A 17,401-nucleotide genomic window follows, 5' to 3' on the forward strand; every position below is an offset into this window, starting at 1 on the left:
GAAGGGGAGAAGAACGTGATCAACGGAAGTGACCCGATTTTGCTGACGCCCGGCCCGCTGACCACCTCGCCGGCCACGCGTCAGGCAATGCTGCGGGACTGGGGATCGTGGGATGCGGCTTTCAACCAGATGACACATTCGATCTGCCGCGACCTCCTCTCTATCGTGTCCGGTCAAAAAGATTTTGTATGCGTGCCCATGCAGGGAAGCGGCACGTTTTCAGTCGAAGCCGCGCTCGGGTCGCTCGTGCCGCACGACGCAGTCGTGCTCGTGCCGAACAACGGTGCGTATTGCGTGCGTTTGCTGAAGATCCTCGACCGGCTCGGGATATCGGCGATCGAATTGAAATTACGCGATGACGAGGCGGCGAGCGTTGCGCGTATCGAAGAAATGTTCCTGCGCGAGCCGCGCATCACACACGTGGCGCAAGTGCATCTGGAAACGAGCGCGGGCCTGCTCAATCCGCTCGATGACATCGCCGCGTTGTGCGCGCGTTTCGACAAACGCCTGATCGTCGACGCCATGAGTTCGTTCGGCGCGTTGCCTATCGATGTGTCGAAAGGCGGGATCGATGCGGTGATCTCAGCGAGCGGAAAATGTCTTGAAGGCGTGCCGGGAATGGGCTTCGTGATCGTGCGCAAGAGCTTGCTGGAAGCATCGGAAGGAAATTCGCGTTCGCTCGCGCTCGATCTGTTCGATCAATACGCGTACATGCAAAAGACCACGCAATGGCGCTTCACGCCGCCTACGCACGTGGTCGCCGCGTTGCGCGCGGCGCTCGATCAATTCATGGCCGAAGGTGGCCAGGCGGCGCGTGGCGCGCGATACCGCCGCAATTGCGCGGCATTGATCGATGGCATGGCGGCACTTGGATTCAGGCCTTTCCTGGACGCTTCGGTGCAAGCGCCTGTGATCGTCACGTTCCATGCGCCGCGCGATCCGGCCTACGATTTCAAGCGCTTTTACGAAGCCGTGCGCGATGCCGGTTACGTGCTTTATCCGGGCAAGCTGACGGAGGTGGAGACGTTTCGCGTGGGTTGTATTGGCGCTATCGATGCCAACGAAATGCACAACGCCGTGGCTGCAATCGGCCGCGCGTTGAACACCTTGCACGTGCGGCTCGCGGCCTGACGTATGGCCGCCATGCGCTCAGGCAATGACCAGCTCTGGCCCGCGCGCGGCGATTGTCTTTCGCAACGCTTTATCGGGCGCGAGTTCGGTAATCAGATACCGCGCCTTCTCGAAGTCGCGGATGCGCACCGGCGTGACGTGGCCGAACTTCGAATGATCCGCAACGATCGCGGCCACGCTCGCCGCCACGATCATCCTGCTGCGCACTTCGGCGGCAAGCCGCGAATAGTCGGTCAGGTAGCCGTCAGACGTGATCGCGCCTGCGCCCACGAACGCGAAATCCACGTGGTACTGCGAAAGCTGTTGCACGGTATCGAGACCGAACGTGGCGTCTTCGTTGTCGGAAAGTTCGCCGCCGAGCAGCGTGACCTTATTGTCGTTGCGCCGCCCGAGCAGCAGCGCGATGCGCCAGTCGTTGGTATAAACCGTCAGGCGATGCCGGTCGCCCAGCGCGCGCGCCACGGCTTGCGTGGTGCTGCCCGAATCGATGATCACCGACGCGCCGTCGGGCACGAATTGCGCGGCGCGCTCGCCTATTGCGCGCTTGGCCGATGCGTTCGCCGCCTCGCGCACGTCGAGGTCCGGCTCGCGCCGGTCGTTCGACAATGCACCGCCATGTGTGGTCGCGATCAGACCGCGTTCCGCAAGTGCGTTGAGATCGCGGCGAATCGTTTCACGCGATACGTCGAGCGCGCGCACGAGTTCGGCGACCGACAACGCGCCGTTCTTCGACAACTCGGACAAGATGTATTGGTGGCGTTGTTCGGCGAGCATCGGGGCGACCGGACAGGCCGGCAATGAATGGACATCGATTAAAAGACATGAAACCGCGCGTATTGTAGTACGCCGAACGCCTTGATAAACCCTAATGACGACAACCCCTCACACAGATGTAGCCATCATCGGCGCCGGCATTCTTGGCTTGGCGCACGCCCACGCGTTCGCCCGGCGCGGCTTGCGCGTGACGGTTTTCGAGCGCAGCGGCAGCCCAGTCGGCGCGTCCATCCGCAACTTCGGCATGGTGCTGGTCACCGGGCAGCCGCCGGGCGCGATGCATGCGCTCGCGCAGGCATCGCGGGAAATATGGCTAGCCTGGGCACGCGATGCCGGCTTGCATATGCGCCGTTCCGGCTCGTTGATGGTCGCGCGCAGCCCGGCGGAAGCGCGCGTCATGGAGGCATTCGCCGAGACGCGTGCCCGCGAATCAGGCTACGACGCCGCCATGCTGTCACGCGCCGCGCTGGACGATCTCTACGATGGCCGATTCAGCAAACATCACGCTGCGCTGCACGGACGCGCCGACCTGCAAGTCTTTTCGCGCGAGGCGGTGCCAGGGTTGATCGATTATTTGCGGCGTGCGCATGGCGTGGATTTTCGCTTCGGAACGATGGTGCGGGGTATCGATGAAGGGATTCTCGATACGACGGCGGGAGGTTGGCGCGCTGAACAGGTGGTCGTGTGCGCCGGGCACGATTATCTGTCGTTGCTCGCACCGGAACTCGCCGCGATCAAGCCGCGCGTCTGCCGTTTGCAGATGCTGCGCGTGAAGCCGGCCAAGCCATTCGCCCTCGATCATGCCGTGCTGACCGGCCTCAGTTGCCTGCATTACGGCGCATTTTCCGATTTGCCTGAAGCGGCTGCGCTGCACGACGAAATTGCCGCGCAAGAACCCGCGCTGCTCGAACATGGCATCCATTTGCTGGCAAGTCCAACGCCGGCGGGCGATCTGATCATCGGCGATTCGCATGATTATGGCGATGATCCGTCGCCCTTCAACGCGACTTTTATCGACGACATGCTGCTCGGGCTTGCCGAAAGCGCGCTCGGTGACAAGCTTGACGTGATCGAACGATGGCAAGGGGTTTATGGCGCGCGGACCGGCACGTCGGATGCGCCGTTCTCAGTGCTACGGGCAGCGCCCAACCTTACAGGCGTGTTCATGCACAGCGGTGTGGGGATGAGCATCGGCCCGGCGCTGGGTGAGCGCGTAGCAAGTCATCTGATCGATGGAACCGCGTTGCCCACCGTGTGACGTCGTGTCGCAGGCGTTGCTGGTATTGAAGGAGCGGCAAGAATATGTTTCCTCGCCGAAAGCAATGGCAACCGCACGCGCCGTTAGACTCGATGCCTTTCTTTGCGACGACGCGGAGCATGCAGCGATGAGCTACAAGAAAGGCATTGTGCTGGAGATCCAGTTTCCGCCCGACCGTCTGAACGACGGCGCCGGCGACCCGTACTGGATCGACCTGACACTCGATGAAGCCCGCCGGCTCCATGACCAGCTCGCGCGACGTTTCGCGGGGGAAGCGCAGGCGAATCAGCCGCTCGATACGTTCACTATCGAATGAAAATTGCCGCGACGTTCAATCGCCGGTACACGTAGAACTCGACAAATTCCGGAACTGGTTCGACCAGTCGCCACTCATGGCGGCCTGCGCCGCCGCCAACGACAGATCCCCGGTACACACGCAGCGCTTCAGAAATACCGCGAGCCGTTCCTTGCGGCGCTGCCCCGCGCGGCCGTCCCAGCGGCGCACATCGAGATTAGCGGTTGCCGTCGGCGAGCCGCCAAGCAGCACGGGCATGCGGTGATCGAGCGCGTATTGCGATGCGTTCGCCGGGTCCACCTTGCGCTGCTTGAGCAGTTGGTCCTTCTGGCGCTGCAGGGTGTCGAACGGAGGCAGCACGTCGTCGGCGTAACCAGGACGGCAAATCGTGTCCACGATAGTCGTTTGCTTCACGCGCGGGTCCAGCAGCTCGGGTCTCTGAGCATGCGCCGCGCTGGCGACGAGCAGGAACCACGCAGCGGCAACCGCCAGGCGAGAACCATGCCGGTGATACGAAAGAGGCCTTCTATTCATTCGGCGAGCGTGCCGCGCCACACACAGCGCAGCAAAATGTCGGAGCGAGAGGAGGGCCTAATTAAAACACAAGCGCGACTCGATAATCGCAACGGACATTAATGGTGAACCCGAAGTTGCGCCCAGGCATTCATTTCAGGCGTCGCTTTGTGTCAGCGCGGCATGCTGTGCCAACGCCGTATCCAGCGCTATCGCTTCGTCGCTGAAACGTGTGTAAGCGTGGTCGAGCTCCGTCATGTCAGGCGCTTGCTCGCCTTGGTCACCTTGCTCAAGCAAGCGTTGCAACGCAAGACACGCATCGGCGAAAGGCCTTGCGCCGATCACCAACGCCGCTCCCTTCATGCGATGCACGAGTTCATGCATCCGGCCGAAATCGCCCGTCGCGCGGGCTGCGCGGGTTTCATCGAGATCCAGCTGGTTCGCCCATTTCAATGCATCGACCAGAGGCGTTGCCTGGTCGCCGTAACTTTTCAGCAGGTCTGCATCGAAACGGGGTGCGTCGATGGCCAACGCGTTTGTCTGATGATTGGCGTCCAAGGCATACGGCGCCGTCAGCACCGATTGCTGGCCAATCGTATTCGACGGAAATGCGTGCGCCGGTCCGTAAGCTCGCGTGCGCACGGTGCGCTTCGAGAGCCGGATGGGAGCATCGGATACCGGGAAGAATCTCGCATAAGCATCGTGCGACGCATGGCCGGCACTCGGCGCGACAGACGCGTCTTCCACATCCTGCGACGCAAGCACGAGCGCATGGCGCAGCGCGTCCAGCCCCAGCGGCTTCACAAGGCATTGCGTCATGCCTGCCGCAAGCGCGTGGTCAACGGCCTCACGCTGAGCATTCGCCGTCACGCCGACAATGGGTATGCGCGCACCCTGCCCTTCCGCTTCCCGCTTGCGGATCGCGCGCGCGAGGTCCTCGCCGCTCATCACGGGCATTGAACAGTCCGTCAGGATCAGATCGAATGGCAAACCATCGAGCCTGTGCCGATCCCATCGCGCGAAAGCGGCCGCGCCCTCGCTCGCTGTTTCGATCTCGCAGCCAAGGGTCTTCAACTGGCTCGTAAGCAGGATGAGATTGGCAGGATGATCATCGACGACGAGTACTCGCAAACCGGCGCGCACCGGCGTTTCGATGTGCTCGGACACGACCTTGTCTACAGGCGCTTCAACCAGCGGCAAGCTCACCTTAACTGTGAACCGGCTGCCCTGCCCCGGCGCGCTCGATAACGCGACGGTGCCGTTCATCAACGTCATCAACCGCCTGCAGATGGTCAGGCCAAGACCGGTTCCGCCGAACCTTCCCGGCCGTTCCTGACGGGCCTGCGTGAACGGCGCGAACAACAACGCCTGCTGATCGGGCGCGATGCCGAGACCGGTATCGGACACGGTGAAAACAAACGCGCAACGCGTGTTCGTCTGCGTGATCGAATACTCAACTATCACTTCGCCGGCATCAGTGAACTTGATCGCATTCGATAACAAATTTCCCAGCACTTGCCGCAGGCGCAACGCGTCTGCCAGCACCCACGCGTGCTCGCACTCGCCGCTCGCGCGGACCTGGAGCGCCAGGCCTTTCACGCGCGCCGCCGGCTCGTAGATTGCGGCGACGCCCTGCACCCACGCCCCGAGTTCGACGGGCGCGGACGTCAATGTGAGACGTCCGGCTTCGATCTTCGCCATGTCGAGGATATCGTCGATCATGCCGAGCAGATCGCGCGCCGCATCGTGCGCGGTGCCGAGCGCCTTGACCGTCGATGCCCGGTCGCCCGGGCTGCGTAACTCGAGTTCGAGCAGGCCGAGGACGGCGTTCATCGGCGTGCGGATTTCGTGGCTCATGGCGGCGAGGAACGCCGACTTTGCGCGGTTCGCGCTCTCGGCGTCGTTTCTCGCGCGGCGCATGGCCTGCTCGGCAATGCGCCGCCGGTTGACCTGGTTTTTTAGCGACACTCCCCAGCCCGCGAGTAGTGCGAGCAGAGCCACAGCCAGCAGCGCGCCGAAAATGACTTGCGGACGCCGCTGCTCCCACTTGCTTTCGGGATGTTCTATAAGCAGCCAGCGGCGGCGGATCGCGTCGAGTTCGGGCGGCTGCATGTGCGCGATCGCCTTGTTCAAGATCGACAGCAACATCGGCTCTCCGCGCGCGACAAGAAACCCGTGCTGCAAGGGCTGATCGATGAACGCGCCGGTGATCGCTAGCTTGCCGCGATACGGATTGCCTACCGCGTAGTTCGCAAAGGTCATGTCGGCGATCGTCGCGTCCGCGTCGCCGTTGAGCACGGCATCGAACTGGCCGGTGACCGGCGACGTCTCCACGATTCGAGCCGTCGGCACGCGCTCTCGCAACATGCTCATCAGCGCATGGTTACGCCACAACGCAACACGTTTCCCGTCGAGCGCGCGAGCATCGTGAAGCGGCTTGGCGCCTGCGCGCGTCACGATCGCGAGCACGCCTTCGCCATAGGGTTTGGTCCGCACGAACTGCGGCGGAATTTGCCCCATGCTGAGTCCATACGGGATCAGAGACGAGCTGCCATCGGCAATATCGTCGGTGACGGCTTCGACCGAGTCACGCAAGTGCCCCTCGAACGTCAGCCCTGTCAACGCGCCGATGGCCGACAACATGTCAATGGCAAGTCCCGCCGGCTTGCCGCTCGAATCGCGGAACGTGAGGGGTGCTGCGTTCGCGTACATGGAGTAGTCGATCACCGGATGCGCCGCGATCCAGGCAAGCTCGGCTTCGCTCAATCTTAGCGGCTGGTTGAAGGTGACGGCCGCGGCGACGGCCCAGCGCGCGCGCACTTCCATCAGGAAACGCGGCGGCAATGCGGTAAGTGCCGCGTCCACGCGGCGGCGCAAGGCTTCGCCGGTTGCGTCGGCGGCGAATGCGAAGCTGTAGCCGGCTTCGTCGAACGGGGCAAAGCCGGACAGCGTGAGGCTGACCAGATCGAAATGATCGACCGCGTAACCCGCTGTGATCAGGTCGCCGACAAAGGCGTCGGCGTCGCCCAGCGACACAGCCAGCAATGCGCTCAACGTATCGCGATAAGCAACCGGATGCATCGACGGATACGCGTTCTGCAGCCGCTGCGGCGAAGTCTGCGATTCAACGTACGCGATCTTTCCTGTATGCGCGCCGGCAACACGACGCTCCACATAGACCTGCTTGGTCGCGACATAGGGTTTGCTGTACAGCAACGAAGCGCCGCCATCGTTTCCGGTTGCGCTGGTCGTCGCATCTATTCGATGCTGCCGCAACGCGTCGATCATCGTGCTGCGATCGGCGAAGGTCTGCCATTGAATTGGGCGTTGCAACGCGCTTGCAATTCGTTGCGCAAAATCCGCCGACACGCCACGCACTGAATTTTCCGATTCATTCGGATTACTCATTTCCATGGGCGGTAGCGCGCCGGGGACAACGCCGATTATCAATGGCTTTGATTGATCCGCATTCGACGCAACGTTTGTGCGCGCGTTCACTGAAACACAAAGCAAAAGCGCAGTAAAAAAAAACGCCGCATTGCGCGCAAGGCATGGCGTTTTTATCGTGACGAGTGTCCTTAGTGAAACCATAGCAATTCCCTAAAGAAACGACGCAATCCACGCCTGTTTTAAGCGGTTTGCCAGTGTCGCAAATCCAGGTGCCAAGGCCAATAAAGGATCGTGAAACAGCACTTCGCTCAAGCCGATACAGTCCAGGCGTAAGCTTACAAAGCCAAAAGTAATGCGGTCATTATTGCGCGTCTCACAACAATATTTAGCGAAATTCGCCCTTAATAGAATATGCGTTGCATGCCTACACTTGGTGCTGTCACGCATCTTCGATCCCCCGTCTGGTGACTCGAAGAGGCCAACAAGCGACAAGGACAATCGAGGAGATACCATCATGCTCAAGGCAATCATTCCCGCTATTGCGTTAGCGGCGGCGATCGGCGCTCCGACGCTCGCCAATGCACAGCAGTCCGGCGACACCGTCACGCGCGCGGCCGTAAAAGCGGATCTGGTCCAGCTGGAACAGTCGGGCTATAACGTCGAAGGCGATCACACGACGTATCCCGCACAAGCGCAGGCCGCCGAGCAGAGTGGAAACAAATCACGGCGTGATGGCGACATCGTACGGACCGACCGTGAATGGTTCGTCCGCAGCCGGAACGCGATCACTCGTCGCTCAGCCAGACGGCGCGCGGTCGACTTATTTCGGGCAATAACCTAAGGCAATTCCCGCTAGGGATTGCCTAAGAAAAATGGCCGCCGATCGCAGATCGGCGGCCATTCTATGTCATGCGTGCTGCTTGAGCCTTGAATCAGGCCGGCACGCTTTCCGCCTTTTCAGCTCGCGCCCAGACCCGGTGCGCCGACAGCGCGGTGATGAACGCCTTCATGACGTTCTTCACGTCGCTGCCCACGCTTACGCCTTCATCGCCCGTTGGCAAGTGCGCAGCCGCGAGCACATCTTCGCCATCGCCCACGGCGCCGATTGCCTTCAAATGCTTGAACGCTTCGAGCACGTAATGACGCGCATCGCCCGATTCGGACAACAGCTTCGCACTTGCCGCACCGCCAGCCACGACCACGCCATCGAACATGATCGATGGCAGCGCGAGAATGGTTGCATCGACTTCAACGCCGTCGCCAAGCGTGCCGAGCTGCGGCGCGACGACTTTCGCATGCGCGCCTTCGGCCGTCAGCGCGTCCTTGATCGCCTTGATGCTGGCGACATCCGCGCCCTTCGCCGCGAGAATCGCAACCTTGCGCGTCTTTACCGAGGGTTTCGCCTTGGCAATAAGACTCAGCGCCGGCGATTGCGCAAGGGACGACTTGCCAAGCTGCTCCGGCGTAGCGTTCGCTTGCGGTGCCGGAAGGCCGAGATTGTCGGCCACACGTGCGCAAAGCTCGCTATCGATATTCGCCAGAATTCCAAGCTGCCGTTCACGGATGAACTTGCGCTCGACCTTGCTCAGCTCGAACGAATATGCGCCGACAATGTGGTCCTTCTCCGGCGTCGTCATGCTCTTCCAGAAGAGCGTGGCTTGCGAATAATGGTCGGCGAAAGATTCGCTGCGTTGACGGATCTTCACGGCATCGACGCGTTCCGGGTACGTTTCAAAACCGCCACCGCTTGCCGCCGGCGGCGTTTCTTTCGGCCAGCCGCTGTCGATGGAATTTGGTTCGTACGACGCCTGGCCGCGATTTACCGTCATGCGATGTTTTGCATCGCGCTGGTTGTTGTGCATCGGCGCGATCGGGCGGTTGATCGGAATCTCGTGGAAGTTTGGACCGCCAAGACGGCTGATCTGGGTATCGGTATAGGAGAACAAACGGCCTTGCAGCAAGGGATCGTTCGAAAAGTCGATACCCGGAACGATATGCCCCGGACAGAATGCAACCTGCTCCGTTTCAGCAAAGAAATTATCGGGGTTACGGTTCAGCGTGAGCTTGCCGAGCATGGTGATCGGCACGATTTCTTCGGGAATGATCTTGGTCGGATCGAGAATATCGAAGTCGAACGAATGCTCCTGGTCCTCTTCCACGATCTGGACGCCCAGCTCCCATTCCGGGTAGTCGCCCATATCGATCGCTTCCCAAAGATCGCGCCGGTGGAAGTCGGCATCCTTGCCGGCAAGTTTCTGCGCTTCGTCCCACAAGAGCGATGCGGAACCGATGGTCGGACGCCAATGGAACTTCACGAAACGTCCCTTGCCCTCTGCATTCACCAGACGAAACGTATGGATGCCGAAGCCTTCCATGGTGCGAAGGCTGCGCGGGATCGCGCGATCGGACATGGTCCATAGAACCATATGCGCGGACTCCGGCACGAGCGAGACGAAGTCCCAGAACGTGTCATGCGCCGATCCGCCTTGCGGCATTTCGTTGTGCGGTTCCGGCTTGACCGCATGCACGAAGTCCGGAAACTTGATGGCGTCCTGGATGAAGAAGACCGGCATGTTGTTGCCGACCATATCGAAGTTGCCCTCGTCCGTGTAGAACTTGACGGCAAAACCGCGCACGTCGCGCACGGTATCGGCGGAACCGCGCGAACCCTGGACCGTCGAAAAACGCACGTAAACCGGCGTTTCCTTGGTCGGGTCTGACAAGAACGCGGCCTTCGTCAAATCGGTATGCGCCTTGTAGGGCTTGAACACGCCGTGCGCGGCCGATCCACGCGCGTGCACGATCCGTTCAGGAATACGCTCGTGGTCGAAGTGCGTGATCTTTTCACGCATGATGAAATCTTCGAGCAGCGAAGGGCCGCGCGGACCGGCTTTGAGGGTGTTCTGGTTATCGGAGACTTTGACGCCTTGATTGGTCGTCAGCGCCTGATTCGTTGCGTCCGAGCGGAATTGTTCGAGGCTATCCAGCTTGGGATTCGTATTGTTCTGCGAGGGTGTCCGCGCAACGGCGCTGGTCTGTGACGGCGCTGCTGCGCCTCCATTCTTCTTCGATGTCGGCATTGAGGGAACTCCGGTTTGCAATTGGACTGACGCATCTCACATGCGCTCGCCTTTCGTCCGCAAACCGTGTTCCCGCCAACGCCTATCGTCAAAATGCCGTCAGTCTTTCTTGCGTTGTTGCAATGCGCGAATGCGGCTCATTGCTTCGTGATTTGCTGTCGCGGCTTCATACATAATCGCGAGATCCGCCTTGAGTTGCGTGCGTGAACCGCCATCGAGATAGATCATGTGCCCCGACGGATAGAACTTCGCGGAGAGATTCTCGCGCACGGTTTTATCGATGAGCGGCATTTGCTGCAGGTCCAGCACCGTCTGGTAGAAAGGCGTCACGAAGTCATAAAACCCATTCGCCGACAGCACCTTCAAGTCGATATTCAGCGCCATCACCGCGGCAAGGTCGCCCGCCGTGTAGAGAATGACGTTGCCCTTGGCGTCCATGCCCTTTTCCGCGCCGGTCGGGTCCTTGTGATGGAAATCCCAGTTGAGGAAGGCTTGATCGTTGAGATCGGTGAACGACGACGTGGATGTGAATTTCAGCTTTTCGTTCAGGTACTGGTTCCACATCGCGGTGTACGCGCCGGTGACAGCGGTCATGGTTGGATCGTTGCCGCCGGAATTCGGATCGATCTTCCCCGCAATGCCCGTTGAAATGGCCGTCACGCGGCCATCGTAGGAACCGAGCGCCACGCCCCTGGATTTAAGCAGCGTCGTAAGAAAAAGCGAATTGCCGCGGCTGTCGTAAGACGCAATGTCGAGGCTCCACGCGATTAGCGTGGCTTTGTCGATACCTGTGTATTCCGAGAGTTTCTCCACGGTATCGTCGTCGGTCTGCGGAAACTTGCGCAACGCCGCGATGTAATCCGTGCGCGCGAATTGCGCCACCTCTTCCGAGAACGCCAGCAGATCTGTCGGACGCGGATGCACGCCGAGTTTTTTATGAAACCACGCATCGGCGGCGGCGGTTGGCAATGCGCCGACCGGATTGCCCGACTGCGTGTAGTCGAGAATGGACGATTGCAAGGTGACGCCGTTCAGGTCCACGCCGTCCTCGTGCAAACGGTACGCGAGCACGCAACTACGCGCCGTACCATACGATTCGCCGTATAAGAACTTCGGAGAATTCCATCGATTATTCTTGGTCAGGAAGCGCTTGATGAATTGCTTGATTGAATCGGCATCCTGATCAACGCCCCAGAAATCCCGGTTCTTGTTCGGCGCGATCGCCGCCGAATATCCCGTCCCCACCGGGTTGATGAACACCAGATCGCTCTTGTCGAGCAGGCTGTCGGGGTTGTCTTCCATCTGGTAAGGAGCGGGCGGGGTGAAGTCGGGCGTCGAAGTCTTGATGCGCATTGGCGCGTAGGAACCCAACAACACGAACACCGCGGACGATCCCGGACCGCCGTTATAGAAAAACGTCAGCGGACGCGCTTCCTCGGTCTGGTTGTCCTGCGTGAACGCAACGTAGAAAAGCTTGGCGGTAGGCTTCGAGCTGCTTGGATCCACGATCACCAGATGCCCGGCGGTTGCCGTGTAGTCAATCTTCTTCCCGGCAATCGTCGCCGAATGATGCGTGATCGCGGCGCTTTCGTCGGTGAGGGTTGAATCGATGGCGTCGTCGGGACCATTGCCGTATGGCGTCGGATCGAAATACGGCTGATCTTTCTTGCCGGAAGGTGCACTGGAAGACTTCTCTGCCGCCGGTGAATTCGTCATGATTGCTCCTAGCTTTGTTGTTGGAGTTCTTGCCGTACCTGCTGTGTGTGCATTGCCCTATTTAAGCGCCGCCGAGACTTTTGCGCCATCGGGACTGCCAAGACCCGTGCATGCATCCCACCCCGCCGATGCCTCGAAGCTCCCATTATTGCCCTGCGTGATGTCATTCCCCGCCGTCTTCGCCCGATACAACTTCGGGTTGATGAAACCCGCGGGCTTGCCCGCCGCCGCGTTGATCCTCGCGATCAACGCCGCCCAAAGCGGCGCGACCGCGCTCGTGCCGCCCACCACTGTTTCCGTGCCGCCAATCAGCACGTCGTAGCCGGTAAGAGGCGACGCGTCGCCGGCAACATCGGGCACGCCGCGTTTTGTCAGCGCGGCCTTGCCGCCTTCTGTGCGCGTCGTGCTCAGGCCGTTCTGCCAGACCGGCAACGCAAATACCGCGCTCACGCCGCCACCGCCCGCGCCGCCCTGATCGCCATCGTTCCAGACGACTTCGCTGCCAATTCCCTTCGCCGATGCACTCAGATGCGTTCCGCCGCACGCAAGCACGTACGGGCTCGACGCCGGGAAGTCGACATGATCGCGGTTGTCGGCCACGCCGTCGTTCGAGCCGCTGTCGCCCGAGGCCACGCAGACCGTCACGCCCATGGCCGCAGCAGATTGCAGCACGTCGTTGAACGCGTTCTGCGATTGCGCCGTCCAGTTCGACTCCGGTCCGCCCCAGCTGATGGAGACGACCGAGGGTTTGTTCGCATCGTCGTGGATTGCGCGGTTCACGGCATCGACAAAACCCGCGTCGCTATTGTTCGTGAAATACACCGCGATGCGCGCGCCGGGCACGATCGCGCCGACAATTTCGATATCCAGCGTCACTTCCCCGTCCGGGCCGTTCGGGTTGCCGGTCGGCGCGTTGTTGGCCTGATCGACGCCAATCGATACCACGTCGGGCTTGCCCACGCCGAGTTTCGAAAAATACGCGCTGAGATCGCTCTGCTTGTAGCCTCCCCCCAGTTCGATGATCCCGACGCACTGGCCGCTGCCGTCGCCGGCGGGAAAGTTGTAGAGGCGCGCAAGGTCGAGCGGCGTGTACGAGGTGCTCGTGCCGCCGCGCGCCGGCTGAAACGGCGGACGGAAACGAAAATGCGGACGCGCTTGCGGCCGGCTGTCGAGTCCCAGCACGGCGGTCACCATATCCTTCATGTCCGAAGGCACGTTCACCGGGCCCGAGCGTCCGCGATATTCGCCAATGGCATGATGTTCGAAACGTTCAAGCTTGACGGCAAACGCCGTGCTGAACTGCGCGATCGTGCCGGACAACACGACGCTGCGCGAGTTTGCATCGGCGCGGACCACATCCAGCCCATGCGCCTTGGCGAATGTTTCGATCCTGGTCACATCGGCTTGCGATGCACCGAAGCGCTTGCCGACTTCATCGCGGGAAACCGGCGTGGCATCTGCGGCGCCTTCGTTGATCTTCTGCATCAACTGCTTGAATTCACCTTCGTTTTGCCGCCGAAGCATCACCACCACTTCGATCTTTTCATTTGGATTACACGCGCCGAGGCAATGCGAGCCGTCGGGCTGCGATTTGTCACTCCCTGGAACGGGATGGTTTGCAGGGGGGGTTGTAACGGTCATGGTGCTCGGACTCCTCGCTGTTACGGATTCATGCCGCAGTTCTGGCATGGCAAACGATTGCCTTCCGGGACAAGACTTCGCCGCAAGACGTGTCTTGCGGCGTCCGGATGGGGAAAAGAAAGGATTCAGGGCCGGTCCTCGGGATACTCGCGACGGCCATCGGCGGATAACCACGGCTCGCGATGCACGCAAAACAGCTCGTAGGTCGGCTCGAGGAAGCCGGTTTCATCGAATGCACCGATTGGCAGTTCGATTTCGTCGTTGTTGACGAACGCCATGTACGCCACCGATCCGCATACTGTGCAGAAATGCCGGCGGCCATCGGCGGAACTTTGCCAGGCGCGGGTCGCGCCCGACATGCTGACCTGCTCGGCCAGATAAACCGCGTACGCGCCGAACGCCGAGCCATGCACCTTGCGGCATGTCATGCAATGGCACAGCCCAATGCGATCCGGCTCCGATGAAACCACGAACCGCCAGGCGCCGCACGCGCAGCCGCCTTCGTGTATTGCTTCGCCGTGCTCGCCACGTTCTGCCGATGTGGCTTCCCTGTCGCGCGCTTCATCATTAGAGTTGCTCATAAGGCGGTTCATCGCGGCTCCCTGTAATCTGGTATCGGTACTTCGCCGGGCAGTGAAAACGGTCGTACCAATACGCACAGGAGTAGCAACTCTCGCGCCGAACCGTCGGCGACCGCGGCAAAAAGCGCCGGTTTTGCTACGATGACACCCCCAAGAGACGGAGATGGCATTCATGAAGCGCGTATCCCTGCTGGCTCTGCTCCCCACTGGCGCCTCTGCCTTCGCAACGGCGACCGGTCCCAATGCTGCACCGGGTGCGACGGATCTCGCCGCCCATGTGCTCTCGCATGAACGTTACGACGCGGCCACGAACGCACCCTCGCCTCGTACGGATTACAAAACCGTGAGTGTCGCGGACGTCATGACCGACGAATACGTTTTCCCGCTTGGAGAAACAGGCAAGTCGATCGTGCTGTCCGGCTACCAGATCGCAGCAGGCTTCCTGGCCGAACGCGCCGCCGACCAATGGCTTGAACTCGCGCGCCAGCAGCACGCGGCAGAAGGCGGACCCGCCGATGACACCATCCGCCACGTACCCGACCCCGACGAAGCCGACCAGCTCATGGATCGCGCGATGGAATCCGCCGAGCGAATCCTTGCGCCTTTCAAGAGCGCGCCGGTCGCGTCGCTGTTTGAAACGCATTACCGCAGCGGCCGAGAATTCCTGCGTCTGAGCTGGGAAGGCTTGCCGGAAGACCTTGTGCCGAAATCGCGCCGGCCGGCCGCCGCCGTTGGCGCCCTGCGCGCGCCGGGTGAAACCGCCGCGCAGGATTACGACCCGTACGGTCTCGAAGGCACGAGCGACTACGACGTCGACAAGCCGCTTGCCTATCGCGAGAAAGTCGGGGAAAAGATCGGCCCGTTCCTGCTGACCATGACGTATCGGCACGAATATCCCCAAGTCGACGATGAACGCCTCGGTACCGCTTTTGCCGTCTATCACGAAGCGGGGACGGATATCGTTGCGGCGGCCGTCGAGTTGAAGCTCGTGAAAGTGCCGCCCATCCAGAGCAGTGCAGACCTCGTGTACGTGCTGGACACGTATTCCGGAGAAATGCTGTCGCTGGCGCTCGCCGCGACCGAAGCGCTCGGGCCCGAACGTCTGTGCTCGGTGTTCAATACGCACCGCGTGGTGTTCATCGGTACGTGGGAAGTGCGCAAGCCCTGGCGCGGCGAAGGTCTGGGCGTTGCCCTCCTGCGCGAGGCGCTTGAACGCCTGCCGGCAGATCCCGATGGTCGCCCCGACGCGTTATGTGTCGCGCCCGAGCCCTATCAAACCGAAGCGCGATATCTGGAACAACTGCCGCCTGCCCTGCGCGATGAACTCGATGTCCCCGCGCAGCGCCTTGCGCAGCACCTGACCGGCTGGCTCGAGGCCGCCAACCTGCCGAATGTGAAGACGCACTTTTTCATCCCGATGGCCAAGCACGAAGGCATAGGATCGGCGGGAGAAAACGCGCGGCTGATCGACCGGATCATGGAAAGTGAAGCCTGAGCGGATGTTGATCGTGGTCGATATGCAGGCGAAGTTGATGCCGCATATAGACGGCGGGGCGCGCGTGTTCGATCGTTGCGCCGCGTTGATCGCAGCGGCGGATTTGCTCGATATCCCCGTGCTCGTCACGGAGCAGAATCCGCGTGGACTCGGTGCAACCGTGGAAGGCTTGATTGGCGAGCGGCATCGCGTAATCGAAAAACATACCTTCGATGCAACCCTCTGCCCGGATTTCACCGCCGCCTTGCCATCGAAGGACACGGTGCTGTTCGTGGCCGGCTGCGAGGCGCATGTCTGCGTGTTGCTGACCGTGCGCGGTTTGCTGAAACTCGGCTACACGGTGGAACTCATTGCCGATGCCATCGGTTCACGCTCGCCGGAGAACAAGGCAATCGCTTTGACAAGAGCACAGCGCGATGGCGCGTTTCCGACCACGGCCGAAACCGCAATTTTCGGCTGGCTGGAAAGCTGCCGCCATCCGCGTTTCAAGAAAGTGCTCGCGCTCGTCAAGTAAAGCGTGAGCCATGCTTGGCCGTCATGGCTGGCATGAGCAGATTTCGATTGTTACGGGATTTTGGCCTCCCTACAGTCCATTCATGTCCGCGGTCATTCGAATCGCGAGCCAATCGATTTTTTTCGACCTCTGCTCAAGGCCACCATCATGACCCTTCGTCTTTCACGTCTCGCCCGGCGCATTTTCGTGGCCGCCGCTTTCGCCGCGCCGCTCGCTGGCGCTTCGTTCGCCCATGCCGACGCCCTCGATACCGTGCAGAAAAGCGGCGTCGTGCGCGTCGGCGTGTTCATGGATTACCCGCCGTTTGGTTCTATTGGTCCGGATATGAAGCCGCAGGGGTATGACATCGAAATGGCCGACTACCTGGCGAAAGCAATGAAGGTCAAGGTCGAACTCGTGCCCATCACGGGCGAGAACCGCATGGCGTACATCGCGACCGGTAAAGCCGATGTTCTGCTGAGCGTGGGCCAGACGCCCGAGCGCGACAAGGTTCTCGACTTTTCGCGGCCGTATGCGCCTTACTACCTGGCGGTGTTCGGGCCGAAGTCACTGCCCGTTAAAAGCGAAAAGGATCTGGCCGGCAAGACAATTTCCGTGGCGCGCGGCACGCTGGAAGACCTGAGCGTGACGAAGGTCGCGCCGCCGGATGCGACCATCAAGCGTTTTGATGACCCCAACGGCGCGATCTCAGCGTTTTTGTCGGGGCAGGTTCAATTGATGGTGGTGGGCAACGATGTCGGCGCAACGATCATCGCGCGCAATCCGCCGATCGCGCCGGAGCAGAAGTTCCAGCTCTTCAGCTCGCCGGATCATGTGGCGGTCAATAAGGGCGAGACGCGCCTGCTGAAGGAAGTCGATGCAGCCGTGCTGAAGGCCAAGAACGATGGCACGCTGAACAAGCTGTCCACGAAGTGGCTGAAAGCGCCTTATCCGAGCGATCTGTAAGCTGGCTTGCGATTAACTTTCCGGACCAAATTGTTGTTAAACGCAAACTGCCGCCCTTGGGCGGCAGT

At 61.0% G+C, this 17,401-nt stretch carries 14 protein-coding genes; 7 read left to right on the forward strand and 7 right to left on the reverse strand.

The features are described 5' to 3' along the window. Positions 1–15: 15 nt before the first annotated feature. Entirely contained in the window at positions 16–1,131 is a 1,116-nt protein-coding gene (locus HB633_RS16830; RefSeq protein WP_213779309.1) for a 2-aminoethylphosphonate--pyruvate transaminase, read from the forward strand. A gap of 18 nt (positions 1,132–1,149) precedes the next feature. On the opposite strand, the gene HB633_RS16835 is transcribed toward HB633_RS16830, so the two are convergent. Beyond that, positions 1,150–1,905 (reverse strand): DeoR/GlpR family DNA-binding transcription regulator, encoded by a 756-nt coding sequence (locus HB633_RS16835; protein ID WP_213779310.1) that lies wholly within the window; start codon positions 1,903–1,905, stop codon positions 1,150–1,152. Between the two features lie 94 nt (positions 1,906–1,999). Here HB633_RS16835 and HB633_RS16840 point away from each other — a divergent pair, with 94 nt between their 5' ends. Beyond that, positions 2,000–3,163, forward strand: coding sequence for a TIGR03364 family FAD-dependent oxidoreductase (locus tag HB633_RS16840; protein WP_213779311.1), 1,164 nt, complete (start codon positions 2,000–2,002; stop codon positions 3,161–3,163). Positions 3,164–3,290: 127 nt separating this feature from the next. After that, on the forward strand, positions 3,291–3,479 hold the full coding sequence (locus tag HB633_RS16845; protein ID WP_213779312.1) for a hypothetical protein: 189 nt from the start codon (positions 3,291–3,293) through the stop codon (positions 3,477–3,479). 15 nt (positions 3,480–3,494) lie between these two features. Here HB633_RS16845 and HB633_RS16850 read toward each other — a convergent pair whose 3' ends face one another. Both HB633_RS16850 and HB633_RS16855 read right to left on the reverse strand, forming a co-directional pair. Continuing rightward, on the reverse strand, positions 3,495–3,992 hold the full coding sequence (locus HB633_RS16850) for a hypothetical protein (RefSeq protein ID WP_255580960.1): 498 nt from the start codon (positions 3,990–3,992) through the stop codon (positions 3,495–3,497). Positions 3,993–4,127: 135 nt separating this feature from the next. Further along, entirely contained in the window at positions 4,128–7,562 is a 3,435-nt protein-coding gene (locus HB633_RS16855; RefSeq protein WP_255580961.1) for a transporter substrate-binding domain-containing protein, read from the reverse strand. A gap of 313 nt (positions 7,563–7,875) precedes the next feature. On the opposite strand from HB633_RS16855, the gene HB633_RS16860 reads away from it, so the two are divergent. Next, positions 7,876–8,202 (forward strand): DUF4148 domain-containing protein, encoded by a 327-nt coding sequence (locus HB633_RS16860; protein ID WP_255580962.1) that lies wholly within the window; start codon positions 7,876–7,878, stop codon positions 8,200–8,202. 91 nt (positions 8,203–8,293) lie between these two features. Here the strand turns inward: HB633_RS16860 and katE are convergent, their stop codons facing one another. From katE to HB633_RS16880, 4 genes are all read right to left on the reverse strand, one after another. Next, entirely contained in the window at positions 8,294–10,441 is a 2,148-nt protein-coding gene (gene katE / locus HB633_RS16865; protein ID WP_213779314.1) for a catalase HPII, read from the reverse strand. 99 nt (positions 10,442–10,540) lie between these two features. Continuing rightward, on the reverse strand, positions 10,541–12,157 hold the full coding sequence (locus HB633_RS16870; protein WP_213779315.1) for a peptidase S1: 1,617 nt from the start codon (positions 12,155–12,157) through the stop codon (positions 10,541–10,543). A 57-nt stretch (positions 12,158–12,214) separates the two neighbouring features. Next, positions 12,215–13,798 carry a S53 family peptidase gene (locus HB633_RS16875; protein ID WP_213779316.1) on the reverse strand — a complete coding sequence of 528 codons (1,584 nt, stop codon included), beginning with the start codon at positions 13,796–13,798 and terminating at the stop codon, positions 12,215–12,217. 125 nt (positions 13,799–13,923) lie between these two features. Then, entirely contained in the window at positions 13,924–14,379 is a 456-nt protein-coding gene (locus tag HB633_RS16880) for a GFA family protein (RefSeq protein ID WP_213779317.1), read from the reverse strand. Positions 14,380–14,551: 172 nt separating this feature from the next. On the opposite strand from HB633_RS16880, the gene HB633_RS16885 reads away from it, so the two are divergent. From HB633_RS16885 to HB633_RS16895, 3 genes are all read left to right on the forward strand, one after another. Continuing rightward, positions 14,552–15,874 (forward strand): inositol monophosphatase, encoded by a 1,323-nt coding sequence (locus HB633_RS16885; protein ID WP_255580963.1) that lies wholly within the window; start codon positions 14,552–14,554, stop codon positions 15,872–15,874. After that, positions 15,864–16,388: an isochorismatase family protein gene (locus HB633_RS16890; RefSeq protein WP_346730327.1), complete on the forward strand. Its 525-nt coding sequence runs from the start codon at positions 15,864–15,866 to the stop codon at positions 16,386–16,388. Before HB633_RS16885 ends, HB633_RS16890 begins: the two co-directional genes overlap by 11 nt. A 147-nt stretch (positions 16,389–16,535) precedes the next feature. Further along, the gene (locus HB633_RS16895) at positions 16,536–17,333 is read left to right on the forward strand and encodes a transporter substrate-binding domain-containing protein (protein ID WP_213779318.1); all 798 of its coding nucleotides are present in this window, start codon (positions 16,536–16,538) and stop codon (positions 17,331–17,333) included. The last annotated feature ends 68 nt before the right edge of the window (positions 17,334–17,401 follow it).

The sequence above is a fragment of the Caballeronia sp. dw_276 genome (assembly GCF_018449635.1).
Classification (GTDB): Bacteria; Pseudomonadota; Gammaproteobacteria; order Burkholderiales; family Burkholderiaceae; genus Caballeronia.